Here is a 26,375-nt window from a genome sequence, read left to right as displayed (position 1 = left end):
TTCGCAAATGGCTAAGCTAAAATTTACAATAGATAATCAGACCATTGAGGTGGAGCAAGGAACAACTATCCTTCAGGCTGCCCGTATGATTGGAGGTAAGGTGGTCCCACCCGCAATGTGTTACTACTCGAAACTTCAGGGAAGCGGTGGTAAATGCCGTACCTGTCTGGTGCGCGTAGCACAGGGCTCATCCAAAGACCCGCGTCCGATGCCGAAGCTGGTAGCTGCTTGCCGTACCGAAGTGATGGACGGAATGGTGGTTGAGAACCTCACATCGCCCGATGTGGTCGCTGCACGACGTGCCGTAGTAGAATTTCTGCTGATCAACCACCCTCTCGATTGTCCTGTATGCGACCAGGCCGGGGAGTGTGACCTGCAAGATCTCAGTTACGAACACGGTTCGCAATCGGCTCGCTTTGAAGAGGAGAAACGCACCTACGAACCAATTGATATTGGCCCGCTGATTCAGTTTCATCCGAACCGCTGTATCCTCTGCTACCGGTGCGTATATGCAGCGGACCAGTTGACAGATAAGCGGGTCCATGGTATTCTTTATCGAGGAGAAAAGTCGGAAATTTCGACCTTCATCAGCCAGTCGATTGAAAATGATTTCTCCGGAAATCTGATTGATGTCTGTCCGGTGGGAGCATTGACCGACAAGACCTTCCGCTTTAAAAACCGTGTCTGGTTTCTCAAGCCGATGGATGCTCACCGCGATTGCCCCAAATGCAGTGGAAAAGTGGCGTTATGGTTGCGTGGTGAAGAGGTTTACCGGGTGACCGGCCGAAAAGACGAATACGGTGAAGTGGAAGATTTTATTTGTAACGAATGCCGGTTTGAGAAAAAACAGGCATCTGACTGGATAATCGAAGGACCGAGAAGTATCACACCGAAATCCGTCATTAGCCAAAATCACTACCGGGTGCTCTCCAAGCCTCATGTCATCAATCCGTTAAAAGATAAAATGGAATAGTATGGATATCGAAATGATTATATACAAACTGCTGCTGGCAATCGTCATTTTGCTTGTCAGTCTGGTAGTGGCCATGTATTCGACTCTGGTAGAGCGAAAGTTTGCCGGATTCTTTCAGGACCGTCTAGGACCAAACCGTGCGGGAATATTCGGTATCCTGCAACCGGTTGCCGATGGTGTGAAACTATTTTTCAAAGAGGAATTCATGCCGGCTAAAGCAGATAAGTTTCTCTACATACTGGGGCCTTCACTGACGATGTTTGTGGCATTACTGGGGAGTGCCGTTATTCCATGGAGTACTTCACTGAATATCGGCGGAAAGGAATTTCCTCTTCAGGTTGCCAATATCAATATCGGGATTTTGTACGTATTTGCGGTAGCTTCGGTGGCGGTCTATGGCATCATGGTGGGAGGCTGGGCATCCAACAACAAATATTCGTTGCTGGGCGCTGTACGTGCTTCTTCCCAAATGATTAGTTACGAACTGGCTATGGGGATGTCAATCATCGCTATCGTGATGGCTACCGGAAGTCTCAACCTCAACGATATTGTCAATAACCAGCACGGACTTAACTGGAACGTGTGGCATCAGCCGATAGGATTCTTTGTTTTTACCATTTGTGCTTTTGCCGAATGTAACCGGACTCCTTTTGACCTGCCGGAGTGTGAAGCGGAGCTGATTGGCGGTTACCATACCGAATACAGTTCGATGAAACTGGGATTTTACCTCTTTGCCGAATACATCAACATGTTCGTATCATCGGCAATGATTTCAACGCTCTATTTCGGCGGGTATAATTTCCCCTTTATGGACCAACTGGGTCTTTCTCAAAATGCATTGGCACTGGTAGGACTCGTTGTGTTTTTTGCCAAAATCTCATTCTTCATCTTCCTGTTTATGTGGGTGCGGTGGACATTACCGCGCTTCCGCTATGACCAGCTGATGGGATTCGGGTGGAAATCATTGCTGCCTTTTGCTATCCTGAATGTGGTGGTGACGGGGGTGATTATTTTGCTGAATAAGTGACGTTGAACTTTGACTATATCTTTTTTTCGAAAGGATATATCGCTCTTTTATTTAAAGCAAAAAGATAGAGTAGTCATTCCGCTCTTTCTTTTTCCAGTCGCATGCCGCGGGCCTTACTTTTTGTCAATTGCTAACTCCCCAATTATCGGGGTAAAACTTATGATAAATATAGTATCAACCAATTAGTATTCAAATGAATCAGGATAATCCTATAATAAAACTGACCAAGCGGTCGAAAGTAGTCTCCAACAAGAAGATGACATTGATGGAGCAGTTCTATCTGCCCGCCATCTTCAAAGGGATGCTGATTACTTTCAGTCACTTTTTTAAAAAGAAGACGACCATTCAATACCCTGAAGAACAACGTCCCAGGTCTGATATTTACCGGGGATTGCACGTACTGAAACGGGATGATGAAGGCCGGGAACGCTGTACGGCGTGCGGACTATGCGCATTGGCTTGTCCGGCAGAGGCTATCACAATGGTAGCAGCCGAACGTAAGGAAAACGAAAAGCACCTTTATCGGGAGGAGAAATATGCCGCAGTGTATGAAATCAATATGTTGCGCTGCATCTTCTGTGGAGATTGTGAGACAGCTTGCCCCAAAGAAGCCATCTTCCTGACGGACAGAATTCTGCCGGGTAATATCAGTCGTGACAATTTCATCTTCGGAAAAGACAAGCTTGTGGAACCCATGGATGCCCGCATTGATGTCTCCAAACGTCAAACACCGGAGGTGCTGGAGTTTAAAAAGGATAAAACGCAGTTGCACAATAAGTAAATGATTCGCGATAGCGAAAGGGGCTCTCGAAGCGACTCTTTCGCTATTGCCTGAACAAATAAAACCAACAAAAATGTTGACCCAATACCTTTTTTTCATTCTCAGCGTTATGGCCATCTACGGGGCGGTGATGGTATTGATTTCGAAGAAACCGATACACTGCGTACTCTACCTGACCATGACGTTCTTTACATTGGCAGGACATTACATTCTGCTCAATGCTCAGTTTCTGGCAGTAGTGCATATCATCGTTTACGCCGGAGCGATTATGGTATTATTCCTTTTTACGGTGATGTTGCTCAACCTCAACATCGAAGGGCAATTTACCAAAACCGCATTATGGCGTATCGCTGCGACTGTAGCGGGCGGACTGGTTTTCATCACGTTGGTCGGGTCATTGAAATCATTTGCCCTGACTTCGCCGGTTGACCCGCACCTGACACAAATCGGGTTGGTCAAAAACCTCGGTAAAGTATTATTTTCTCAATATTTGCTCCCGTTTGAGTTTTCCTCTCTGCTCTTTCTGGCAGCGATGGTGGGAGCGGTTATGTTTGGTAAAAAAGATAAAGTCTGAATGATATGGAAAATGTCGTAACACAAATACAAGCCCTCCCAATCAGCTACTACATCGTCTTTTGTATGGCACTGTTTGCCATTGGGGTAATCGGCGTGCTGGTGAAACGGAGTGCTTTGGTGATATTTATGTCTATCGAATTGATGCTCAATGCAGCGAACCTATTGCTGGCAGCCTTTGCAGCATATCGCAACGATGCAGCGGGACAGATATTCGTATTCTTTATCATGGTGGTGGCAGCTGCTGAGGTGGCTGTGGGACTTGCCCTGCTGGTAACGGTTTACCGTAATACCAAGACCATTGATATTAACGTACTTAACAGACTCAAATGGTGATGGAAAATATTCAAACTCTACAGGTGTTGTCTGCACTACTGTTCGTATTCCCTCTGATCGGATTCCTGATTACAGGCCTTCTAATGGGCCAGAAAAAGGGAAACGAATCAGGTATTATCGCCTCAACGATGGTGTTACTCAACTTCGTCATCTCGGTCATTCTCTTTACAGGACTTAATCCGGGACTACCCAAAGTCGAAACCCTGCTGTTCAACTGGATTAAGGTTGCCGACATCTCCATTCCCTTCTCCATTACAGTAGACAACTTATCGGCATTGATGCTACTTATTGTCAATGGAGTCGGACTATTGATTCATATCTACTCTATCGGATATATGAAGGGGGATGACGGCGTCAACCGCTTCTTCTCTTACTTCAACCTCTTTATCTTCTTCATGCTCGTGTTGGTGCTAAGTTCCAACTACCTGATGCTCTTCATCGGATGGGAAGGGGTTGGACTATCCTCCTATCTGTTGATTGGATTCTGGTACAAGGACCATGCCAACAACGATGCGGCGAAGAAGGCGTTTATCATGAACCGCATCGGTGACCTCGGATTTCTGGTGGGTATGTTTATGATTTTTACCCATTTCGGCACGTTGACCATTAGCGAAGTGGCCACTCAGGCTTCATCTATACACGCAGGGGATAGAGCATTGTTACTTATCACCCTCTGTCTGTTTATCGGAGCTACGGGTAAAAGTGCCCAGATTCCTCTCTTTACCTGGCTGCCTGATGCGATGGCGGGTCCTACACCGGTATCAGCACTTATCCATGCTGCAACGATGGTAACGGCAGGCATCTATCTGGTAGCCCGTTCAAGCGTGTTGTTTGTTCTTTCTCCGGTTACCATGCAGATTATCCTGGTCATTGGTGTGCTTACGGCCATCGTTGGCGGATTGATTGCTATTTACCAGAATGATATAAAGAAAGTCCTCGCCTACTCTACGGTCAGCCAGTTGGGCTTTATGTTTATGGCTTTGGGACTGGGCTCTTTCTCCGGAGCAATGTTTCACCTGACCACACACGCCTTCTTTAAAGCATTGCTCTTCCTTGCTGCCGGTAGTGTGATTCATGCACTTAGTGACGAACAGGATATTCGTAAAATGGGTGGACTGAAAAAGAAGATTCCGCTCACCTTTGCCGTCTTCCTGATTGGTACAATTGCTATTTCGGGCATTCCTCCGTTTGCTGGATTCTTCTCCAAAGAGATGATTCTGACTGCAGCGTATGAACATGGCATGGCGATGGGACTTATCGCTACTTTTATTTCCCTGTTGACAACCATTTACATGTTCCGTCTGCTCTTTGTGGTCTTTTACAAGCAAGAAAGTGCAGAGGTGAGTGCAAACCACCACATCCATGAATCACCGAAAGTGATGACCTGGCCATTGGTCGTTTTGGCGACATTGAGCGCAATTGCCGGATTTATCCAGATGCCGGCTTTGTTTGGTGAAGTTCGGTTGTTTGACAACTATCTTTCTCCGGTATTTACCTCGGCAAAAAGTCTGATTGAAAATGCAGAAGAGCATTTCTCCATAGGGACAGAGTGGTTGATTCTGATAGTCCCGCTGGCATTGATCGGATTGCTGGTCTGGATTTGTTACCAACGCTTTGCAGGAGATAAAGCGTTTGCCCCGGTGAAAGGCATTCAACAATTGTTTGCCGGAAAATTCTATGTGGATGAAATCTATGATTTTCTGTTTGTCCGACCGACTTTACGCACATCGTTATTAACAAGAGAAACAATTGATCAGCAGATAATTAACAGAGTTATCAACAACATCGGGTTTATAACTGTAGCAGCCGGAAAAAAACTTCGCCTGGTGCAAACCGGTAACATTGGTTTTTACCTGATTGTGATGGTGCTGAGCATTGTTGCCGTACTATTTTATAATCTAATTTTCTAAGGATATGATCTTAGCCTTGATATTGGGAATTCCCTTAGTGGCTTCACTACTGCTCTTCGGAGGAATCAGACGCGGACAAAGCAAATCGTTTGCTCTTATCGCTTCACTTATCGTTACTGCGGTATCGCTTATCGGCGGATACAATTTAACGATTGCCCCGGACAGATGCCTGCATTTCGATAGTCTGATACTGAATCTGCCCATTCCGGCTTTCAGCTTTAAAGCGGATGTTGTCTCCTATCTGCTGGTGCTGATGACTGCAATTCTGGTTCCGGTCATTATCGCCTCCACCGACAAGGATAAAGAACGGGAAAATAGTTTTTTCGCCCATATCCTGCTGATGGAAGCGGCTTTAATCGGTGTATTCTCAGCCACGGATATGATTGTTTTTTACATCTTCTGGGAACTGGCATTGATTCCGATATTCTTTATCACCGCTTTCTGGGGCTCACACGATTGCAAACGGGTTACCATCAAGTTTTTGATATACACCGTGGTGGGAAGTTTGTTTATGCTGGTGGGAATCCTCTACCTTTATACTCTGACGCCGGCACCACATTCGTTTAGCTTTGAAGCTTTCTACGCGTTGAAGTTGCCTTACAGTGTGCAGTTACCGTTATTTCTGGCATTCTTTGCTGCATTTGCCATCAAAATACCGTTGTTTCCGTTCCACTCATGGCAGGCTGAGACCTATTACGTTTCTCCCGTTCAGGGTACCATGCTGCTGGCAGGTATCATGCTTAAAATGGGGCTATACGGTATTTACCGGTTTTCCCTTCCGCTATTTCCGGATGTATTGGCAAATAATTCAATGATATTTGTGGGCCTCGCTCTTATCGGTGTAATTTATGGAGCCATGATTGCCATTACACAACCCGTACTGAAAAAGCTGATTGCCTTTGCATCCCTTTCACACGTCGGACTCATTGCGCTCGGACTACTATCCAATACCCGTTACGGCATTGAAGGTGCAATCCTACAAATGTTTACACACGGTATAAATGTCGTTGGCTTCTTCCTCTGCTACTACATCATCGTGAAACGGGGCAAAGGCAACCAAATCGATAAACTGGGAGGCATTGCCAAAGTAGCACCTAAGTTTGCTGCCGTCTTTATGGTCATCGTTTTGGCCAATGTTTCATTGCCTTTGACGAATAGTTTCGTGGGAGAGTTTCTGATTTTATTGGGATTGTTCCAATACAACATTCCAGTAGCAGTCATTGCCGGACTGACAGTCATTCTGGGAGCCGTCTATATGCTGAAAATGTATCAACAGGTGATGTACGGAGCAAAGAAAGAGCATACTGAACAGTTTCAGGATTTGACCTGGAGTGAAATGGTCATGTTTGCCCCGATAATCCTGTTTATCTTCTGGATCGGTATTTATCCCACAACTTTTTTACAGTGGATTGATTTAGCCGTCCGGTAATTTTGAATTAAGAATTAGTGACCTAACAAACAATAATCATCTGACTTCAAGAGTCCCTCCCGATAGCTTCAGAACGGGAATTTAAGGAGTCAATAATATTCCAACTATGTCAGCCATCATTACCATTTCCATACTTGCAATACTCCTTCTATTTATGGGGGCGATCAATAAGACGAAGCTTTTACTTCCATTGCTTTACATCGGACTGGCAACGGCATTTATCCTGAGTCTCACGGGATGGAATCAGACGCAGCATCTCTACAATGACATGTATATCGGGGACAACTTCAGCATTGCATTTAATGCGGTTCTGATTATCGCCACGCTGCTGATCACGCTGTTTATCCCGGTGTACTATAAAGGAGTGAATCGCAGCCTGGAGGATATTTATGCACTGATACTCTTTTCGTTGGCAGGTGCGTTGGCGATGACTTCGTTTGGAAACCTGGTGATGCTGTTCTTAGGTATTGAGACGCTCTCCATCGCGCTTTATATCCTGGCTGGCAGTAAGAAATACGACCCCAACTCCAACGAAGCAGCAATGAAATACTTCCTGATGGGCTCATTTGCTTCGGGGTTTCTTTTGTTTGGTATTGCCCTGCTTTACGGGGCTTGCGGAAGTTTCAACCTGGCTGAAATAAAAGGATATGTTGCTCAAAACGCAGCACATCTCCCCCTGATGTTTATTGGAGGGATGTTACTGATACTATTGGGAATGATCTTTAAGGTTGGTGCGGCTCCTTTTCATTTCTGGAGTCCGGATGTGTACGAAGGTTCTCCTACTTTGGTTACGACTTTCATGGCTACGGTTGGAAAAATTGCAGCTATTGCAGCCCTCTTCCGCCTAATGAACAGTTGCCTGCTTGACGTGGATTATTTCTGGAAAGGTATATTTGCCCTGATCGCTGTCCTGACCATTGTGGTTGGAAATTTCTCAGCGTTATACCAGAACAATTTCAAACGCCTTTTGGCATATTCCGGTATTGCCCATGCCGGATATATGCTGATTGCACTGGTAGCGCTCAAAGCACAGGTAGCCGGAGTTCTGCTGCTCTATTCCCTTTCTTACATGGTTTCTTCAGTCACCGCATTTGCTGTGTTGATGATGATTCGTGAAGCGACCGGCTCATTTGAGGTAAACTCATTTAAAGGATTGGCCCAAAACAATAAACCCGAAGCCCTGGCACTGACACTTTCGATGCTTTCCCTGGCGGGTATTCCTCCGTTGATTGGATTTGCATCAAAGTATAATCTCTTTATCAAAGCTCTGGAAACAGGAAATAATGTACCGCTGGTAATCGTTGCGGTGATTGGTTCGATGGTAAGCCTCTACTATTACTTCCGTCCTGTGATGGTGATTTATTCCAATCAGGATGAAGCCACAGAGGTCAATTTCGGAAGCGGATATCGTCCGCAAATTATTATTGCATTGGCACTATTGGTAATCAGCAGTTTGGTGCCAATCTGGCTGGTGAATCTTATTTAGGATTACATCAAAACATGAGCAAACAATAAAGGAGTGCAACTTGCGATGCACTCCTTTATTGTTTGCTTTTGATTTTATCTATTTCAATTCAAGAATCAAAGACTCTTTGGCTGATAAATTAAGTTTATCTTTAAGCTCAACAGAACGACCGGTAATCACATCAATACCTTCGTTTGACGAACCGATAGCCTCGGCGTATTCTTTCAATGAAAGGCTGATCTCCGATTTGTTTCCGTTCAGAATCACCAGCACTTTCTTGCCCTGATATTCTCGAAGATAGACATATACGCCATTTCTTAAGGCAAAGTGAAGCAAAGAACCTTTAGCAATAACCTCATTTCCTTTGCGCCATTTCAATAACTTCTGCATATAGTTGAATGCCTCGTTTTGAAGAGCCGTGCGGCCGTCAGCAGTGTAGGAATTCTGAGTATCTCCCATCCATCCACCGGAGAAATCAGTCCTCACATAACCGTCACTTTTTTGTTTGACACCATTCATCAGTATTTCGGTACCATAATAGATTTCCGGGATTCCACGGGTGGTAAACAGGAAAGCAAATGCCTGTTTGAAAACAGACAGATCGGTCGGCATCTCACGAAGGAAACGATCTGTATCGTGGTTTTCGAGGAAAACCAACAGGTTGTTGACATCCGCGTAAAGATAATCCTGAGCAACGACATCAAATATTTTCCCCAGACTATTATCCTGATAAAAGGCATCATGCGAATTAATCATAGTCGGGAAATCCATCACAGTCTTCAGGTTGGAATTAAAGCCCGGATTCAGCTTACTGTTTGCCTGCCAGTACGCTGTACCGGAAACATTTTCATACCAGGCTTCTCCGACAATATTGAAATTTGGATATTCGTTGAAAACCTCTTTGCACCACTCTGCCATCATCGAAGCGTCGGCATACGGATAGGTATCCTGGCGAATGCCATCAAGATTAGCGTACTCAATCCACCAGATGCTGTTCTGGATAAGGTATCTGGCGAGGTGCGGATTGCGTTGATTCAGGTCAGGCATCGATTCCACAAACCAGCCTTCCTTCATCATCTTCTTATCGTATTCAGACGCGTGAGGATCGTAATAGCTGTGCTTAGCGTGGTTGCACTGCATATACTTTCCGCCATTGTTTATCCAGTCGCCGAACGGCATATCTTTCATCCAGAGGTGTCCGCTGCCACAATGGTTGAAGACCATATCCATTACCACTTTCAAGCCTTTCTGATGCGCCTTATTGATCAAACGTAGATACTCGTCATTCGTTCCGAAACGGGGATCAACCTTGTAATAGTCAGTCGCTGCATATCCGTGATAGGAACCGCCGGACATGTCATTTTCCAATACCGGAGTGGGCCAGATTGTTGTCACACCCAAATCAGCCAAATAATCGAGATGCTGCTGGATACCGGCTAAATCGCCTCCGTGACGGGCATTGGGATCATTGCGGTCAACCTGAACCGTCGCATTTTGCATCTTCAGGTTGTCATTGGCCGGATTGCCATTCGCGAACCGGTCCGGCATCAGGAGATATATCACATCAGAAGAGGTGAATCCTTTATGTGACACCGGAGCAATAGTACGCGGTTTCAGTTCATAACTGATTTTTCGCTTCTCCCTGCCATTGGTTAAAAGCAAATCCGTCTTCCCTGCAGTTGCTTTACTCAGATCAAGATAAACAAAGAGATAGTTTGGACTTTCCGCTTTTACAACTCTTTTTACCAGCACATTTGGAGAAAGAGATTGCACCTGCAGATTATTAATATCAGCACCATAGACCATGATCTGAAGCTCGGGATTCTTCATTCCCGCCCACCAGAAGGCAGGTTCCAGCTTGTTGATCTGAATGGCGGCAAACAGCCCGACATACAAGGCCATTAAAGATGTAGTTAGTAGTAGTTTTTTCATTATTCAGGTATATGTTTTTAAGTAAATGGTGAATTGAATGTCCAATATCGCAAATTCATTGCTGAATTCGTCAGATTCAATGTTGATTCTGCCGGATTCATCATTCAATGTGGCAGATTCAATGTTGAATGTACCACCTGCAACGTTCATTTTGGCAAATTCAACGTTCATTCCTCCGGTTTCATGGTTGAATTTGCCATTTTCAATATTCAATTCGATAGATTCAATGTTGTTACCGGCAGATTCGGTGTTGAATGAGTAATATTTACCTAATCCTTTTACCGGTTTATCGGTTGAATAGTCCATTCCGTCACAGGAGCAGGAAGCCCATAGGCAAGGGGCACAGAAACATAGACTATTTCCCCATTATGATTAGCCGCCAGAATCCGGACAAGCGAATGCTCCATACTTCTGACATCCTTTGGTAAAAAGATTGAAAAACCATCCCGGGTAAAAGAAATAAACTCATCAGGTAATGCTACATTTTGCCAGAGCACATAAAACTCATCCGGACGATTCATACAACGGAAAAGCAGGCGATTATTCAAGTAGCTGTTTGGAGTAATCGACAGTTGCACGTCCAGATTCCCCGGTTTCTGTAGTTTGTAAAATAGCAACGAAACCTTTTTGCCCTTTTTGACCACCTCGATTTCATGAATATACCGTGTTGTATCTTTGACATTAATCATCCAGCTTCCGGGTGAATGATTAAGCGGAACTATTTTCAATCCTTTTCCACAAACGGAATCCACTCCTGTTAGTGTCGGAAACAGGATTTTCAGACTGATGGTATCTGCATTAAACCGGTGTTGGACTAACGGAGCCGCTTCCCGGTTTGCCTCGGTCAGGATATTTTCCAAAGGTTCTTTGATATTGCACGATGTGATTACCAAGAAACAGAGCCAGATGATTTCTTTTCCTGTTTTCATAGCCTGTGAGTTTTAAGGTCATCCCCTCCGGTACAGAACGGATAACCAGGTCAGATTACTGCTTACATATCTTGCACTGAATATTGGTTCCGTCTTCAAATCCTATCCGGCCAATGTATATCCCGGCAGGCAATGAGGATAGATTGACCGCCTGACCTGAAACAGAATTCTGATAGACCTTGATTCCGTCTGTACTATACAATTCTATGTTGATCGCTTGTTTACCTTTGATATAAAGATAATCCGTTACCGGATTGGGATATACCTCAACCGATGATATTTTTGTATCTGACACACTATTAATCAAGACATCCGTGTAAATCTTCAGGTCAAATGCCGGAAGTGTGAGCGACATATTCGGATCGGTCACGTTAAGGGTCTCTCCGGAAATCAAATCGAACCATGTACCGGTTTTTCCAAAAGCAGGATTGGCTGTAACTGAACCGACAGCGGTAAAATTGGCAAGTATAACAGCCGTCAGCGTGCCGTTTGTGAGATATATCCTACGTCCATTATTCCAATTGGAAGTGGATACCTGCCAGTTCCAGCTGGTTGGATTTGCAAAAAGGTCTGCATAGTTCTTTCGGAAATTCAGCACCTTTGCATAGGTATCGTGTAATCCCTTACGCAGAGGGTTATTGAGATAATCCCAACGAATAGGCTTCCTACCTGTACGGCCATTGTAGTTGATGGAATAATCATACCCCAACTCTCCAAACTGCCACATCATTCGTGGCCCGGGATTAAGATAGGCAAATGCAGCACATGCAGCTAACTGGTTCATCGCACTGGCCGTATCCTGAAGAGCTGTCACACCTCCGGAAAACAACGCATAAGCCAACCTTTCTTCATCATGACTTTCCGGATAACCGACACGGTTTGTACCCACCATCCCTGTAAAGTCACCTACACTTGATCCCTTAGCTGCCTGTTGGAACGCCCAATTCAGGTTACGCCAGAGCATCGTATTTTTATATGCTGCCAGGGCATCCTCCTCATCTGTATTGCAAAAGTGTTCAAGAATAGTGTATGCGTTTGAATTTACAGCTTTAATTGTATCTGCATATTCTTTGATATAGCTGATGCGGGAAGCATCATAATTTGAAACCGTAGCTTCTGTACTTTGTGTTTGAGTAAATCCTTTACTTAAATCGAAACGGAATCCATCTATATGGTATTCGGTCATCCAAAATGCGAGAGCTCGTTTAATAAAACTTCTGACTAATGTCGAACTGTGATTAAAGTCATTGCCAACGCTATAAGGATGGGGAGCCACCGGGTTGTAATAGGGATTATCTGCAGCAGGTCGGGAATTTACAGCGTCCCACCACAATTTACACCAGGGACTTAACCCCCAGGAGTGATTAAACACAACATCCTGAATAACAGCAATACCCCGTCCATGACATTCGTCGATGAAATGCTGGTAATCCTGTTTAGTCCCATAGGCTTTGTCAGGTGCAAAATAGAAGTTAGGATTGTATCCCCAGCTATCGTTTCCATCAAACTCCGTGATAGGCATCATCTCTATTGCATTGATACCCAAAGTCTGTATATAATCAAGTTTCTGAATAGCGGCATTGACTGTTCCTTCATTCGTAAAATCGCGAAAATTGAGTTCATAGATCATCATGTTATTTTGAGTCGGAGCATGAAACCCGGATGATTTCCATTGATATTTATCCTGATTGATTTTGAAGGTGGACAATACATCCTGTGTTTTGGCTGAGGGATACTGACGAAGATTTGGATAAACTGTCGAACTGATATATTTATCATTCCACGGATCTAGAATCTTTTCGCAATAAGGGTCTCCTATCCGAATAGAGCCATCGGTCAGATACTGGAATGCATACTCTTTGCCCGGATCCAGGCCTGTGAGTGTAAGCCAGAAATATCGCTTTTTTGCAAAAATGTTGCCGGTTTCCTGATATTTCATCAGGTAATTGTTATCAGGATGAAAGTCATTGAAGTCTCCCATCAAATAGAAATACTCTTTTTTAGGAGCATAGATACAAAATGTGACACTTCCGTCTGCATTGTAGGTTATTCCTTCTTTCAGACCAGTAGGACGAACTTCTGAAGAGCGGGTTCCCTTTGCCGTCGAGCAAAAATACGTTGTGTCACGAACAATAGTACCATTACTTTGAGCCTCAGCGATCAGAAAATAATTTCCTGCCGTAAAAGTTCCGGAATAAGAAATCCGGGTAGTTCCAGTGGATTGGGCAATAGGGTTAGAAGAGACAGTATTGAGGTACAGATTCAGACTTGCCGATTGAGAAGACCTGACTGATACCGTTACTGTTGAAGCGGGATCAACTATCGAATTGTTGGCCGGCTGATCAAATGCAACCTGCAACCCTTTTGGATAGACATCAACCATAATATCAGTATTACCCACATCTTTGCCTTGTAGCGTACCGGTAGAATTCCGAAAAACAAAAGCAAGCTTATAGATAAACTCGTTCACGTCTGTAACACCATAATAAGTACGAATATCAGGACTTATAGTAAGTTTCCATTTATCTGTTCCTGCCGAAGTCATTTTATATTTAGCACTGTTATCCAACCACGTCGGAGCATATTTCCAATCTGAAGAGCTTGAACTTTTACTGGTAATCAGGCCGGTATGGGCATAACAATCCGTTGCGCCTACCATCCCCTTGTTTCCTTGCGTAGCATCAAATGTGATCTCAATCGTACCATCTTCAGTGACAAATGCAGGATTCGAAACGACGACTTGCGTATAGGAGGGAATAAAGGAGAGTATTAAGCAAAAGGAAAGTAAGATTCTTTTCATGGATAGGTGATTAGTATGTTGGCAAACAAATATAGAGCTGATATTTATCTTCTCAAATTCCAATAGCTGAGTCTATCGCTGTATATCTTGCTGATTACGAAACTGATTGAAGAAAAAACCCCGCCCATAAATTAGCGGGGTTTTTTACAATGAACATTTGATTACTTAACAGGCAAAAACATATAATGCCCGGTTATTGTATTGATCTGAACATAATACTTTCCTTTCTCAAGAGTTATATTAGATCCATTGAGTGCGCCAATACCAAATGGTAAAGAGGTACTACCCCAGTTTATTCCCCAACCATTATTGGCTCTGAATTTCAGTTCTCCGGTTGCTTCCTGGGTGAAAATGGTACTCCAGATATGAGGATCGAAGTTCATGGCGGACAATGCAAAGTCACCTCCCCAGCTATTGAATGCACCAATCAGTCCTATTGAAGTGTATGTAGTTGCACCGCTGGCATCGTAAGATGATAATGAGAAAGTCATTGCTTTGGCATCCATAGAGAAGGTATAATACCCATCTGCCGGGATTGTGAAGTTATCACAATTATCTTCTTTTACAAGATTACCATTTTTCAACCCATATTGTTGAGCACCCCAGGTGCCTGGTTCAACAATAACCTTAAATCCACCTGCTTTAAAATAGCCTGTATAAGTATAAGTTAGATCTTTCGTATCATTAACATCAGTAAACAGAGGAATCAATCCTGTTCCTATTGCATCCGTTGTATTTTTCCATTGCGCATCCTGGTTCAAGGTAGAGCCAACAATATACAATGGCGCTTTTGTCGGAGCAAGATCCTTAAACGGAATGACAGTAATAATAGTGGGCTCAGAATACGTTATTACAGTTTCAGCGCTGTTCAAAACGGCTTTAATGCGGATATAAACGTTTTTGGGCACACTGGGTGTACACTTCCAGTTGAGCATCACAGCGTTCATCTTGGCAACCGTAACGCTAGCAAACGTAGCATTGGCTGAAGCCAACTCTACACTATCTGTAAAGTTTTCGTTTAGCGAGGCTTGCACTGTAAATGTCGGTGCAGCATCAAAACCGTATTCACCTTTCGACCAGGTAAAGGTTTCCATAATGAAAGGTTTCGATTCTATCGTAAGGGTATAATAGCCTGTCGGAGAGTTGAGCACAGGATTGTCACCCTGTTGATAGATCGGATCCTTTGTATCTGTACATGCCGATAATACAAAGATTATCATCAATATATACTGCGCATGTTTTAGTATATTTTTCATCTTGTTTAAATATTAGAAGTTGAGAAAACTTACTGGATTTGTTAGAATCAATTGTATCCCGGATTTTGTTTCAGGTTAGGATTCGCAGCAATATCTTTGGCCGGAATAGGATAAAGACGATATTTACTATCAATCGCTTTTCCCACAATTACGCCACCTTTCCACGACCATAAATACGAGTCTCCTGTAAATTTGCCAAAACGAATCAGGTCAGTACGACGCTGTCCTTCCCAATAAAACTCACGTCCCCTTTCTTTCAAGATATTATCCAGATTCAAATCAGATGATGAGAAGTCGTTAAGATTTGCTCTTTCCCGGATCAGGTTGATGTATTGAAGAGCTATATCTTTGTTTGTATTTGACCGCACAGCTGCTTCTGCATACATCAGATAAACATCGGCTAAACGAAATACAGGAAAATCAGTATCCGGAAATGCTTTTGCACGTTTTGCTGTATTCGCCCAATCGGTACTCAACAAATTGGTGTATTTGATGCATCCGAATCCATCGGTAAACAATGACATATTGGTATTTTCCTTGTTCCCACTGTCATAGAACAGATAGCGGCTATCGCCTGTACTGAAATTGTCAATAAGTTGCGGTTTGGTTCTGATTCCCCCCCAGGTAGAAGTCAGGCCATAATCAGCTTGTTGCATTTTTCCGCCATAAGCACCGGCTGTCAGGTACATAGTGCCACCGTAACCCTGGGTATGGTCATAATCATATGCGATCGTGAAAATAATTTCGCCTTCATTTCCACCACGTGCATATTTATCATTATCACCTCCGAATAAATACTTATACACAATGGCCAAACCGCCGGATGGACCTCCCCCTTTTGTGGAAATCACTTTTGCACAATAGGTTTTGCAATCTTCCCAATGAGCAGTTCCGGTATAAACTTCAGCGTTCAGGTATAATCTTGCGATAAGAGTTTGTACAGCCTCAAGACCTACGCGTGGGTACTCAGCATTATTGGTCAGTAGATTATTGGTTTCGATGTCTTTCAGGTCCTTAATCAGAAAATCAAAAACATCTTTACGGGACTTTTGTGCAGGCACTGTACCAATTGCATCATCTTCGGTTACAAAAGGAATATCTCCGAATAAGTCAATTGCATGCCAGTAAGAAAGATCGCGCAAGAATCGTACCTCCGCACGGTATTGAGGCATCTTCGTGCGCACTGTTCCAGTAATTCCTCTTTCACTTAATTTTGCGTCTGTAGTCTGACGTAAGAATTCATTACATTGTGCAATCTGGAAATAAATCCGACTGTACAAAGCATAAACGAATCCATTATCACTGGCCCAGTTTAATGTATTCAGATCGGGCAGACCGGGGTCATTCCAACCGACAACGGCCTCATCCGTTGGTAGTTCCTGGAGATTCCAATAAGCACGAATATACTGATACTGTCCTTCATCGGGTGCCGTAATATCTGAATTACCCGAAGGGCCTTGTTGTCCTGTAAGGGACAATCCGGCATAACATTTTGCCAATGCCTGCATGTAGGAAGAGTCTGTTTTGTAAAACTGATCTACAGTTAGCACTTTTTCATCCAGTGGAGTGGTATTCAAGTCATTCACACATGACGTAATTATCAGACCTGATATGAATACCCACGCTATATAGATTATTTTTTTCATAATTCGTTTTGATTTAAGGATGGATTAGAATGATAAACTGACTCCGGCCAGGAAGGTCAAAGGACGAGGATAAACATTGTTATCTATGCCGTTGAACACTTCGGGATCCAATCCGGTGTATTTGGTAATGACAAATGGATTCTGAACGGTTCCGTAAACGCGCATTTTCATGTTCTTGATATTATCAATAGCATATCCCAGCGTTACATTATCGCAACGAACAAAAGAGGCATTACGGACATAATGATCTGTCAGATATTGCACTTTATTGAAATACGTTCCTCTGTTCAATATACTACTGGTATATCCCGTAGAGACATATGTACCGATCAGGGATTGTCCCGCTTCTACATTGTCATATACATAGTTGCCCAGATTAGAGCGCAGAGAGAAACTGAAGTCCCAGTTGTGGTACAATAATTTGGAGGAAAGAGACATTGACACTTTGGGCGCAGGACTGTGGTAACAATACATATCCGATGCATCAATCTTTCCGTCTCTGTTTCTATCGACATACATACCTTCAATCGGAGTTCCGTTTTTGTCATAGACCTGTTCGTACACCAGGTATGAGTTGATCGGGAAACCTACCTTCTGAGCCTGGATAGTATTGCCGGTACCTCCACCAATATTCCCGGTCGGGATATAATAATTGGGATTGTTGCTGTAGTTCAGTTTCGTGAGTTCATTCACATTGTGAGAAATATTAAATCCCAGATCCCAGGTCACATTCTTTGTAGAAATAGGTTTTCCACTTATGGCAAATTCTATTCCTTTATTAGTCAGACTACCCACATTGGTCAGGATCTCATTGGTCAGATTTGAGCCGGCCGGCATTGGTATTTTATTAATCAGATCTTTCGTATCCCGGTTATAAATATCGATCGAACCGGTAAAGCGGCCATTAAGAATACCACAATCCAATCCAATATTATAAGTAGTAGTTTCCTCCCATTTTAGTTTTGGATCATATCCTTCAGCACGGGCAGTATGATAAAAGGCATTTCCCAACGGATAATCGGCATAATAGCCCGAACTAATGGTATAGGTAGCTATATAAGGATAATCACCTGTGTTCAGATCCTGCTGGCCGGTAATACCGTACCCCAATCTTAACTTCAGGTCTGATATTGTTTTTTGATCTTTCAGAAATGGCTCTTCGCTAATCTTCCAGGCCAAACCTACAGATGGAAAAAGTCCACTACGGGTATCAGGTGAAAAACGAGATGTTTGGTCATTGCGCAAAGTGGCTGTCAACAAATACCGATCCATCAACGAATAATTGAAACGGCCAAAGAAAGAAAGCAGCACATATTCCGATGGGGTCACTTTATTAGGTGAGGTAATTTTCCCTGAAGATGTAATTGTCTCTGTTTCTTCTTTTTTGTAGAACTTTTGATATGAATATCCACCCATTACATCGAATCTGCTTTTTAATGAAGATACTTCTTTGACATAGTTCAGATAAAAATCGAGCAAAAGATTGCGTTTAATCTGGCTGTAATCAGTCGTTTCGCCCACACCTTTTTTATCGTTGAGTTTCCATGAGTTTGGCGCATTATCATAATATTGGTTTGTTCCATCACTTTTTGATAAGTCATATCCAAGGTTCAAATTTGCTTTTAAATCTGGCAAAAAGTGCATTTTATAGTCTAACTGGATGTTCCCCAGACTACGGTAAGCGTTTGATTCATCTTTACGCTGTTCCAACATAGACAATGGGTTTAGGGGAGCGACATCGATAAATGTTTTATCAGACGCTTTTAGCCAGGTAAAATAACCATTCCCAATTTTTGTACCCATATTATCGCTATAAACGGGTTGTGTGGGGTCAAATGTTATTGCAGATCCGATAGCGCCCTTATCTGCAAAACGGTTCTTAATATACATACCTTTCACACTGGCATTTACCTTTAAATGATTATCCAGAAACGTTGGATTAAGATTCGCCGACACTGTCGAGCGTTGCATACTTGATGTTTTCAGAATACCGTTTTCATCGGTAAAAGAACCTGAGAATCGATACGGTAGATTTTTGCCAAACTTACCGCTTACACCCAGATTATGGTCTGTACTGAAAGCTGTTCTGAATATCTGATCTTGCCAGTTTGTATTGGCAGTTCCCAGCAAAGCCATTGCAGCTGGAATGGTACCCCATTTTTGTGTATAAATAGCCCTGAACTGGTCACCATCTAACACATCTACCGAATTGTAACGTGTACTAACATGTACACTACCGCCATAAGATACTGTGGGCTTGGCTGCAGCTCCGGCAGAACCAGTCTTGGTCGTTATGATAATAACGCCATTGGAAGCTCTTGAACCATAGATTGCAGTTGCAGAAGCATCTTTCAGCACCGTAAAGGTCTCAATATCATTCGGGTGAATAGTTGACAACGGATTAGACATACCTTTGATCTCTGAGTTATCAACCGGAACTCCGTCGATTACCACCAACGGATCATTACTGGCATTCAAAGATGCTCCTCCTCTGATACGGATAGTTGCACCTGTACCAGGCGCTCCTCCATCAGTGGTAACAACAACCCCGGGGGCCTTACCTAAGAGCAATTCCTGTGGAGAAGTTACAACTCCACGATTGATTTCGTCGGCTTTGATAGCAGTTACGGAACCAGTGGCATCTTTTTTCTTCACCTGGCCATATCCGATGGCGACCACTTCACCCAGTGCTACTGCCGATTCTTTGAGTTGAATCTTTTTCGTACCGGTAATAGAAGAGGCCGGAATTTCCATTCTATCAAATCCGATATAACTGATTTGAATAATGGCACTGGAAGAGCTTACATTAAGGACAAACTTACCGTTTACATCCGTAACAGTACCGTTTGTCGTTCCTTTTTCAACTACGGAGGCGCCAATCACTGTCTGATTGGTATTATCAACCACCGTACCACGCAGAGTTATCTTATTCTGAGCAATAGCACTGAGGCTAATGCATAGCAGAAAAAGCACCGATAGCGTAAATCTGACTTTTTTCATGTTGGATTGAATTAAGATGAATAATATAGGTTAACTAAATAAGATTGCCGAAAGCATACATCATAAAGGAGATGCTTCCGGATTATAGCTTTCGAGAATATCGGGTTGAATCAAGACAGGTGAGGTGTAAAAGTTGTTTTTCATTGGCTGTTTAGTTTTCAAAATAAGGTCAATACAATTTCAGGGCTTATACTACACGAGACGATCATAAATTCTTATTCTTCAATTCGGGCTCGTTTAAGCATTACAAATTTCAACTCATTTACACCTTATTAAAATGTATTCCTGACGAAATGAAGATTTAGACGGATGAAATTCACCACCCAATATCCGGCTGAAGATTTGTGATCTGTTTATGTGATTCAAATATCATGAATTTTCCAGCCCCGGCCAATAAATGCCTGATGAAGTAAAGAATAGAGAAGATGAACTTCAGGGCTATAAATGAGAAAAGCGGCTCCGGTACTTATATACCGAAACCGCTTTAGGTTGATTTCTCAGAAGAACTATTTGATCTTATTCGAAGGTCAAGACATTGTCAATTTGATGAATGACTGCTGAAGATGACGAGGTAATTGTCGAGGTTACGAAATTACTTCCGGTGGCACTCCCTGTTCCATCAATGTTTTTGTACTTTGAGGGAAGTTGAGCGAAGACGTAATCTTTGGCAATGATATTGTACAAACCATCCTGAGTGACAACATTAGCCGTTTTCCCATTTTCGGTTGTGAGCTTAAGAGTATTATCTGTACCCGTCACCCCTATTTTCAGGAACTTGTTTTTCGCTGTATTCCAATAAGACAGAGCGTCATTTTGTTTAATGGTTTGGGTGCGAAATTGTTTAGTCAGATTTTGTCCGTAGAAAACGGCATTATCCTGAAAATGGTAACGTAGGAAACGGAGCATTTTATTGATCGCAGCACTTTGTACTTGTCCGGGTACCAATCCATAGATCTGACTCCAGGGAGTAATCGTTCCATTATCAATGGCAGCCTGAATAGCTTCATTGGTCGGTACGTACACCGTGTAATTAAATGCATTGAAAAACCTTACCCGGTAATCAATTCCTTGTTGTGTAAAAATCTGAGAAACACAGGTATCAGGCACACCCTTAAGCAACTCAAAAAACTTTGAAAACTGAGGAGTTGTCGATAACACTTTATAAACCGACTTCAAGGTAGGATCAACCGGTTTGGTCAGAAAACAGGCAGTTCCATTCTCCTGATTAAAGACCTGTCCATCGGAGACTTCAGCTTTCGTATTGTTTTCAAGATCCCGACCGCCCTGTACTGTTAATGATGAACCGCTTCCCGAAACTTTGATTATATCATTCGATCTGGAGATGTAATATCCGTTTCCGGAATCTATACTTCCTGATACAATATGCTGGTCAAGCATGTGATAGAGTCTGTTCAGGATAAAGGCCTGGTCAGTAATTACACCAACGGAATCTCCTACCACATCCGTTGTTTTGTTGTATCTATATAGCGTTGCATACACCGAAGAAGACTGCTCATTATACCTGAATTTTATAACTCCTGGTACATCCTGGCCATAAGCTATAGGATCAATATAACGATTGAAACTTTCATCTGCAGGGATATACAGATTTGTTTTATTCTTTAATGCATTGAGATACAACTTGTAAAAAGAAAAAGGAGTACCATCCTTTGTTGTACGATTGTTACATTTGATCACCCAGTTCATTATTTTTGTATTACTACCCAGTAAAACAGGCGAATATAATGACTGGAAATCTTGACTTGGATAAACCTGGTTCGTAACATACACTACGCCGTTACAACCCAAATAAGTTTTAGTGATTTGGCTTTTTTCAACAGGTAATCTATAATTGTCGGCATCAATCATCTTACCGAATCGTCCGGGAACTGATTCATTTAAAGAAAGACGCATATGTCTTTTAATTAGTGGAAGAACAATAGCATCAGGTATATTTTCCCAGTTATCAAATCTTTTTTTCAGAACATATCCGATTCCTCTATTCAGAAAATCAGTCATCGCCTGATCTGATGGAGCAAATATAGCACCCATATCAGTCTCAAATGCTCTTGTTAAGAGGTCGAAATGATTCCATCCGGGATCAAATTCCAATAAGTTATTTACTATTTGGTAATTCGGAATCACTGTTTTTCCTCCATAGTAAGCAAAGTACTTTTTCACAAAAATAGAATCACTAGATTCGGGATATAACTGTTTGTAGATGCCAGTAAATGAGCCATCATAATAAGGTGCAGAAAAACGCGCCATTAATTCGGAAAATATTTTCGTGCTTTGACTGGGATCTCCATCTTTATTATCAAACAGAAACTGGGCCATATTTTTTTGAGGTACAAGTACGGAATGTAAGACATTGATATATCCGTTACTGCAAGGAATATCTTTTTGGTCAACTTTGATATTAAACACATGGACATCATTATATTGACGCGACTTAATCCCACACATGATATCCAGATCTTCATTTGTGAACGAATGCTGGTCTATATTTTGTTGGGTAAAAAACACAAGAGGAGAAATCGTATTATCACAAACCAAATGAATGCCTTTTATACGATAATAATTCCAATATGAGTTAGCGGGTAGCTGGTCCCCTGAAAGAAATGGGACACTGTCCAATACACTTAACATGGTGTTCTTTCGAAATCCCACACCAGGATTTAACATTCCGTTCCAATAATTATCCCCAAGACTTGACAAAGGATAAGCATTATTGATGATTGAGTAATTCAATAAAAGTTTTTTCTGAGCATTGGAGAGTTGGCTGTAACCCGAAACATGCCATGCATTATTCTTAAAGAATTCTGCAAACGCGGCATCATCGGATACAAACAGAGTTTTATCTGATCCAGCCTGAGATAAAATATCCTTATAGTTCAGATCATCTATTAAGTTTAAGTAAGTATTGAAATGACCATCTGATTGCAAATAGTCGTATGTGCTTTTCAGGGTTGTTTGAGAAAAAACACTTGAAGAAAATACCGTAAATAAGATCAGAAGTCGCATTACACTAATTCTATGCAGAATCACTTCTTCTAATGATTTTATAATTGCAGGAAAATTGATTTGTTTCATTTTCTGTTAGTTTAAATGGAGATAATCCGGGTGTCCCGTTGGCATAGTAATCAATAGATATCTTCGTTTTCGAGTGCAGTGGTTGGCACAAACTCAATAAAGTCGATTTGAAATTCACCGTTACACAATCCCTGCACTAAGATCTTATGTTTCCCGGATTGAGCAAAAGTATAGGTCCCCAATATTCTTCGGAGACTATTTGCATTATTACGCGCCGGGCCTGATTGCCATCTGCTATCCGGGGTTGTATAACAAGCCGGACCTTTCATATACCCATGATTGCGCAAAGACTTATCATTCAGGTATCCGTATGGATCATCAGCAACGGAGCCTGTCACCTCTTTGCCAATAACCGGATTGGTAGCTGATAAGTCAAAGTCAACAGGGGCTCCGTTAGGAATACTATCGACAAATATCTGAGCAACTCCTCTTTTTCCATTAGTCAGATACCCTATCCGGATTTCGTAGTTTCCGGCAGGAACGGGAGGAGTATCAAAGGTAAAATCATAAACTTTACCAGATTGGGCACTGAAAAACATTTCATCTCCTTCATAATCCAGAAACGCATCAAATGGTGCCAGGTAGCAAACAGTCGTATTGACTGACGCAGAAAGATTCTTGAGGTATCCGTCAGGAATGTAATATTGTTTGCTCTTCTGGGCATAAGTTGTACTAGCCTGTGTCTTGAAGCCATTATTTGTCAACTCAGGAAACAGACTTGCCATATCAAAACGCAATCGTTTATTTGATAAGATCCTGGCAACATCTGGATTGTAGCTCAATATTTTGTCTATCCCATAATAAAAGCCATTATACGTAATAGAATCATTGAACCCGGATATAATCTGAATCGTATTTCCGGTATCCGGATTACGATTTATCAGATTCGTTTTGTTTATCGCCCTGATTTTTGAGACCTCTAACAGCGTATTCGGACACAACGTCTCATAATACTCAGTCATATCCACGGTCTTCAACATATGACCGGTATCATAAATATCAATCAGATTTGACAAAGAAAGCCTTTTATTGATGATATGATAGGCAATGAACCGGTTCAGGCTATTCCTCCTGTTTTTCACATCGGTAATACCGGCATCTTCCGGATAGACCTGATTATATACAGAGGCTGCATAGTCCTTCAATTCTGACAAACTATTTATACTATAACTCCTGAATAGAGAGTCGTTCTCTATTAGCAAGGTATTTCCATAACGCTTATAAGCAGGAACATCTACAGTAGTCCATGATGAAGAATATTTGTAGCTTAAATATTCTTTATCGCTATACTTCTTGTCCCTATCAGACCTCAAAGAATCGACTAATCCTGTGGCGATAAGCCCCTGGTAAAAAATTGAATAGTTGTTATCTTTCGCTATCTTTTCTGTAATGCATTTGCGATTAAGCAAGGCGTTCTCAAAACTTATGCTATCAAGGTCCTTCACGGCTACTTTATAGGCAACCTGCCCCCAACGCATAACATATAAGGTATCCTGTGAAGATGCTAAAGCACTGATAAATGGCAGGAAGACCAGTATGATTCTTATTATTGATTTCATTTTAATATTACTTGTATAGTTTAAATCTTACTGGACTGGCTCCAGGATAATACTGTCAATACGGATAGTGCGGTTATAATTAAGGTTTTCCGTTGATGAGGTTCCAGTTGCATTTTGTACTTTTAAAAAGACATTGACTTTTCCGGGTGAATTCCATGCCGGGTTCCCGGAAGTAGGAAATCCACAGACAATATTGCTGTAAGGAAACTGAAAATTCTCTGCAACCAACATTTTGGTAGGAGCAGTTCCACTTGTCGTAAATGTGGCAATCTGGGAGGTCGTCGTAGTCAATTGGTGATTGATATCAAACCCGGCTTTACTGTATGGTGCAGTTCCATTTATTAAAGCTCCGTTTGCATCTACGTAAGTCAGATAAAACTTAACTTTATAGGGCCTTTTATCCAATGAGTCAACAACAGAGGTCGGGACAAAATTGCAATAAATATTATACCTCGTCGATAAGGTGTTTGGAATGGGAAATCTGGCATACAAAACCGCAATAGCACTCGTTGTTGTGGGGACGTAAGTAACATAAGGAGTCGAATTACCATCAAGATAGTTTGTTATTGTTGATGAGTAATTACTTTTTAATGAATCAAGATACGCTAAAGATTGGGCCTCCACCTTAATCGTTTTATTCCAGTACTCCGGATCATACATTTTGAGATGACTCACATTGATAATATTTCCATTAGAAACATTTGTAGCTTGTGCGCCATCCAGCATCGTTTTCGGGGTATTGAGTTTGTACCCGGATGTCGATGTATATATACTATCAGAAGCCGTATTCATCCTGCCCTTGAAGAAGTTATTGTGGATAATTGCCAGTTTTGCGGCATCCCCCTGATTATCAGGTGATGCACAATAAGGAAGCAGCTTATTATATGCGTCTGTCCACGCCTCATCAGAGGGGACTAAAACAGAGTAGGTTAATGACTCATTATTCGTAAAACTAAGCAGATCGGCCAAATCGTTGGTTGTAGTGGTTACACCGGTGGATGAATTTATTACCGTTTTATTGTGCGAGTTGATATATGCTTTCAACAAATCGTGCCCGGGTTCTTGCATAATATATTCCCAGATATTTTTAGTATAGGGCAGATAGCCGTCCAGTACATGAACAACCGAACTTGCAATAAAAATATTGGGTGTCGATATAGTATACCCACCCAGTGAATAACCAGGACTGGTTGCGAAAACATATCTCTTCGAATTTAGCATGGTAACCATCATCGCGCCATACGGATATGTACTCCATATCTTCGTTTTAGCAATATGATTGTTCACAACCCTTTTCACCAAAGCAGTATCGGACAGACTAATTTCGCTTAACGCATTATCCACAGGCGCCCAGACGGTGACACTATCGAGTCTGTTTTCATATCCCGCAATCTGGATCATTCGGGCAAACAGCGAAAGTTGCGGATTGGAACGGATATTTTCAAAGACGAGGTTTGAGCGTGATGTTGAATAATCTTTTGGAGAGAAATAGGTAAGGCTGTCAACACTATAAACCGATGTCCGGTAGATTATTTTTCCTGATTTATAGAAGAACAACGAGTCTTGTGCCTTTATGGTATTTATACAAACGCCTGTAATTAACAGCAATAACAGAAAGAGGGTCTTTTTCATTCGATTAAAATAAGAGAAGTATAAATCAACTTTC

18 protein-coding genes are annotated in these 26,375 nt (G+C 42.2%); 8 read left to right on the top strand and 10 right to left on the bottom strand.

From position 1 onward, the window contains the following. Positions 1-7: 7 nt before the first annotated feature. The 8 genes from MLE17_RS11220 (at position 8) to MLE17_RS11185 (ending at position 8,515) form a co-directional block, all read left to right on the top strand. Positions 8-973: a 2Fe-2S iron-sulfur cluster-binding protein gene (locus tag MLE17_RS11220; protein ID WP_243348894.1), complete on the top strand. Its 966-nt coding sequence runs from the start codon at positions 8-10 to the stop codon at positions 971-973. A 1-nt stretch (position 974) separates the two neighbouring features. Beyond that, on the top strand, positions 975-2,000 hold the full coding sequence (gene nuoH, locus MLE17_RS11215; protein WP_243348893.1) for an NADH-quinone oxidoreductase subunit NuoH: 1,026 nt from the start codon (positions 975-977) through the stop codon (positions 1,998-2,000). Between the two features lie 193 nt (positions 2,001-2,193). Continuing rightward, positions 2,194-2,781, top strand: a complete 588-nt coding sequence (locus tag MLE17_RS11210; RefSeq protein WP_243348892.1) for a NuoI/complex I 23 kDa subunit family protein — start codon at positions 2,194-2,196, stop codon at positions 2,779-2,781. A 73-nt stretch (positions 2,782-2,854) separates the two neighbouring features. Then, positions 2,855-3,355 (top strand): NADH-quinone oxidoreductase subunit J, encoded by a 501-nt coding sequence (locus tag MLE17_RS11205; RefSeq protein WP_243348891.1) that lies wholly within the window; start codon positions 2,855-2,857, stop codon positions 3,353-3,355. Positions 3,356-3,360: 5 nt separating this feature from the next. Then, the gene (nuoK, locus tag MLE17_RS11200; RefSeq protein WP_243348890.1) at positions 3,361-3,690 is read left to right on the top strand and encodes an NADH-quinone oxidoreductase subunit NuoK; all 330 of its coding nucleotides are present in this window, start codon (positions 3,361-3,363) and stop codon (positions 3,688-3,690) included. Then, complete coding sequence (gene nuoL / locus MLE17_RS11195) at positions 3,690-5,600, top strand: NADH-quinone oxidoreductase subunit L (RefSeq protein WP_243348889.1); 1,911 nt, start codon at positions 3,690-3,692, stop codon at positions 5,598-5,600. The genes nuoK and nuoL overlap by 1 nt, the downstream gene beginning before the upstream one ends. 4 nt (positions 5,601-5,604) lie before the next feature. After that, positions 5,605-7,029, top strand: coding sequence for a NuoM family protein (locus MLE17_RS11190; protein ID WP_243348888.1), 1,425 nt, complete (start codon positions 5,605-5,607; stop codon positions 7,027-7,029). Positions 7,030-7,135: 106 nt separating this feature from the next. After that, a complete protein-coding gene (locus MLE17_RS11185; protein ID WP_243348887.1) occupies positions 7,136-8,515 on the top strand; it encodes an NADH-quinone oxidoreductase subunit N in 1,380 nt (459 codons plus the stop codon). Between the two features lie 78 nt (positions 8,516-8,593). On the opposite strand, the gene MLE17_RS11180 is transcribed toward MLE17_RS11185, so the two are convergent. The 10 genes from MLE17_RS11180 to MLE17_RS11135 form a co-directional block, all read right to left on the bottom strand. Next, a complete protein-coding gene (locus MLE17_RS11180; RefSeq protein WP_243348886.1) occupies positions 8,594-10,426 on the bottom strand; it encodes a glycoside hydrolase family 13 protein in 1,833 nt (610 codons plus the stop codon). Positions 10,427-10,429: 3 nt separating this feature from the next. After that, complete coding sequence (locus tag MLE17_RS11175; protein ID WP_243348885.1) at positions 10,430-10,732, bottom strand: hypothetical protein; 303 nt, start codon at positions 10,730-10,732, stop codon at positions 10,430-10,432. Beyond that, positions 10,705-11,355, bottom strand: a complete 651-nt coding sequence (locus MLE17_RS11170; protein WP_243348884.1) for a hypothetical protein — start codon at positions 11,353-11,355, stop codon at positions 10,705-10,707. The genes MLE17_RS11175 and MLE17_RS11170 overlap by 28 nt, the downstream gene beginning before the upstream one ends. Before the next feature lie 55 nt (positions 11,356-11,410). Next, positions 11,411-14,155: an alpha-amylase family glycosyl hydrolase gene (locus MLE17_RS11165; protein WP_243348883.1), complete on the bottom strand. Its 2,745-nt coding sequence runs from the start codon at positions 14,153-14,155 to the stop codon at positions 11,411-11,413. Positions 14,156-14,316: 161 nt separating this feature from the next. Continuing rightward, positions 14,317-15,411: a SusE domain-containing protein gene (locus MLE17_RS11160; RefSeq protein WP_243348882.1), complete on the bottom strand. Its 1,095-nt coding sequence runs from the start codon at positions 15,409-15,411 to the stop codon at positions 14,317-14,319. Between the two features lie 47 nt (positions 15,412-15,458). After that, the gene (locus MLE17_RS11155; RefSeq protein ID WP_243348881.1) at positions 15,459-17,057 is read right to left on the bottom strand and encodes a RagB/SusD family nutrient uptake outer membrane protein; all 1,599 of its coding nucleotides are present in this window, start codon (positions 17,055-17,057) and stop codon (positions 15,459-15,461) included. Positions 17,058-17,081: 24 nt separating this feature from the next. Beyond that, entirely contained in the window at positions 17,082-20,057 is a 2,976-nt protein-coding gene (locus MLE17_RS11150; RefSeq protein WP_243348880.1) for a SusC/RagA family TonB-linked outer membrane protein, read from the bottom strand. Positions 20,058-20,573: 516 nt separating this feature from the next. Next, entirely contained in the window at positions 20,574-23,150 is a 2,577-nt protein-coding gene (locus MLE17_RS11145; RefSeq protein WP_243348879.1) for a fasciclin domain-containing protein, read from the bottom strand. Between the two features lie 50 nt (positions 23,151-23,200). Continuing rightward, positions 23,201-24,709, bottom strand: coding sequence for a hypothetical protein (locus MLE17_RS11140; protein ID WP_243348878.1), 1,509 nt, complete (start codon positions 24,707-24,709; stop codon positions 23,201-23,203). 27 nt (positions 24,710-24,736) lie between these two features. Beyond that, positions 24,737-26,341 (bottom strand): fasciclin domain-containing protein, encoded by a 1,605-nt coding sequence (locus MLE17_RS11135; RefSeq protein ID WP_243348877.1) that lies wholly within the window; start codon positions 26,339-26,341, stop codon positions 24,737-24,739. Positions 26,342-26,375 lie beyond the last annotated feature (34 nt).

The sequence above is a fragment of the Parabacteroides sp. FAFU027 genome (assembly GCF_022808675.1).
Classification (GTDB): domain Bacteria; phylum Bacteroidota; class Bacteroidia; order Bacteroidales; family UBA7332; genus CAXXIC01.
The sequence above is the reverse complement of the archived record's forward strand: the minus strand, read 5'-3'. Positions and strand labels throughout refer to the sequence as shown.

Coding starts and splice junctions, on each gene's coding strand:
- MLE17_RS11175 (WP_243348885.1), bottom strand. CDS start 10,732: ATGGACTATTCAACCGATAAACCGGTAAAAGGATTAGGTAAATATTAC.
- MLE17_RS11185 (WP_243348887.1), top strand. CDS start 7,136: ATGTCAGCCATCATTACCATTTCCATACTTGCAATACTCCTTCTATTT.
- MLE17_RS11145 (WP_243348879.1), bottom strand. CDS start 23,150: ATGAAACAAATCAATTTTCCTGCAATTATAAAATCATTAGAAGAAGTG.
- MLE17_RS11180 (WP_243348886.1), bottom strand. CDS start 10,426: ATGAAAAAACTACTACTAACTACATCTTTAATGGCCTTGTATGTCGGG.
- MLE17_RS11150 (WP_243348880.1), bottom strand. CDS start 20,057: ATGAAAAAAGTCAGATTTACGCTATCGGTGCTTTTTCTGCTATGCATT.
- MLE17_RS11170 (WP_243348884.1), bottom strand. CDS start 11,355: ATGAAAACAGGAAAAGAAATCATCTGGCTCTGTTTCTTGGTAATCACA.
- nuoH (WP_243348893.1), top strand. CDS start 975: ATGGATATCGAAATGATTATATACAAACTGCTGCTGGCAATCGTCATT.
- MLE17_RS11210 (WP_243348892.1), top strand. CDS start 2,194: ATGAATCAGGATAATCCTATAATAAAACTGACCAAGCGGTCGAAAGTA.
- MLE17_RS11205 (WP_243348891.1), top strand. CDS start 2,855: ATGTTGACCCAATACCTTTTTTTCATTCTCAGCGTTATGGCCATCTAC.
- nuoK (WP_243348890.1), top strand. CDS start 3,361: ATGGAAAATGTCGTAACACAAATACAAGCCCTCCCAATCAGCTACTAC.
- MLE17_RS11190 (WP_243348888.1), top strand. CDS start 5,605: ATGATCTTAGCCTTGATATTGGGAATTCCCTTAGTGGCTTCACTACTG.
- MLE17_RS11220 (WP_243348894.1), top strand. CDS start 8: ATGGCTAAGCTAAAATTTACAATAGATAATCAGACCATTGAGGTGGAG.
- MLE17_RS11155 (WP_243348881.1), bottom strand. CDS start 17,057: ATGAAAAAAATAATCTATATAGCGTGGGTATTCATATCAGGTCTGATA.
- MLE17_RS11135 (WP_243348877.1), bottom strand. CDS start 26,341: ATGAAAAAGACCCTCTTTCTGTTATTGCTGTTAATTACAGGCGTTTGT.
- MLE17_RS11140 (WP_243348878.1), bottom strand. CDS start 24,709: ATGAAATCAATAATAAGAATCATACTGGTCTTCCTGCCATTTATCAGT.
- nuoL (WP_243348889.1), top strand. CDS start 3,690: ATGGAAAATATTCAAACTCTACAGGTGTTGTCTGCACTACTGTTCGTA.
- MLE17_RS11165 (WP_243348883.1), bottom strand. CDS start 14,155: ATGAAAAGAATCTTACTTTCCTTTTGCTTAATACTCTCCTTTATTCCC.
- MLE17_RS11160 (WP_243348882.1), bottom strand. CDS start 15,411: ATGAAAAATATACTAAAACATGCGCAGTATATATTGATGATAATCTTT.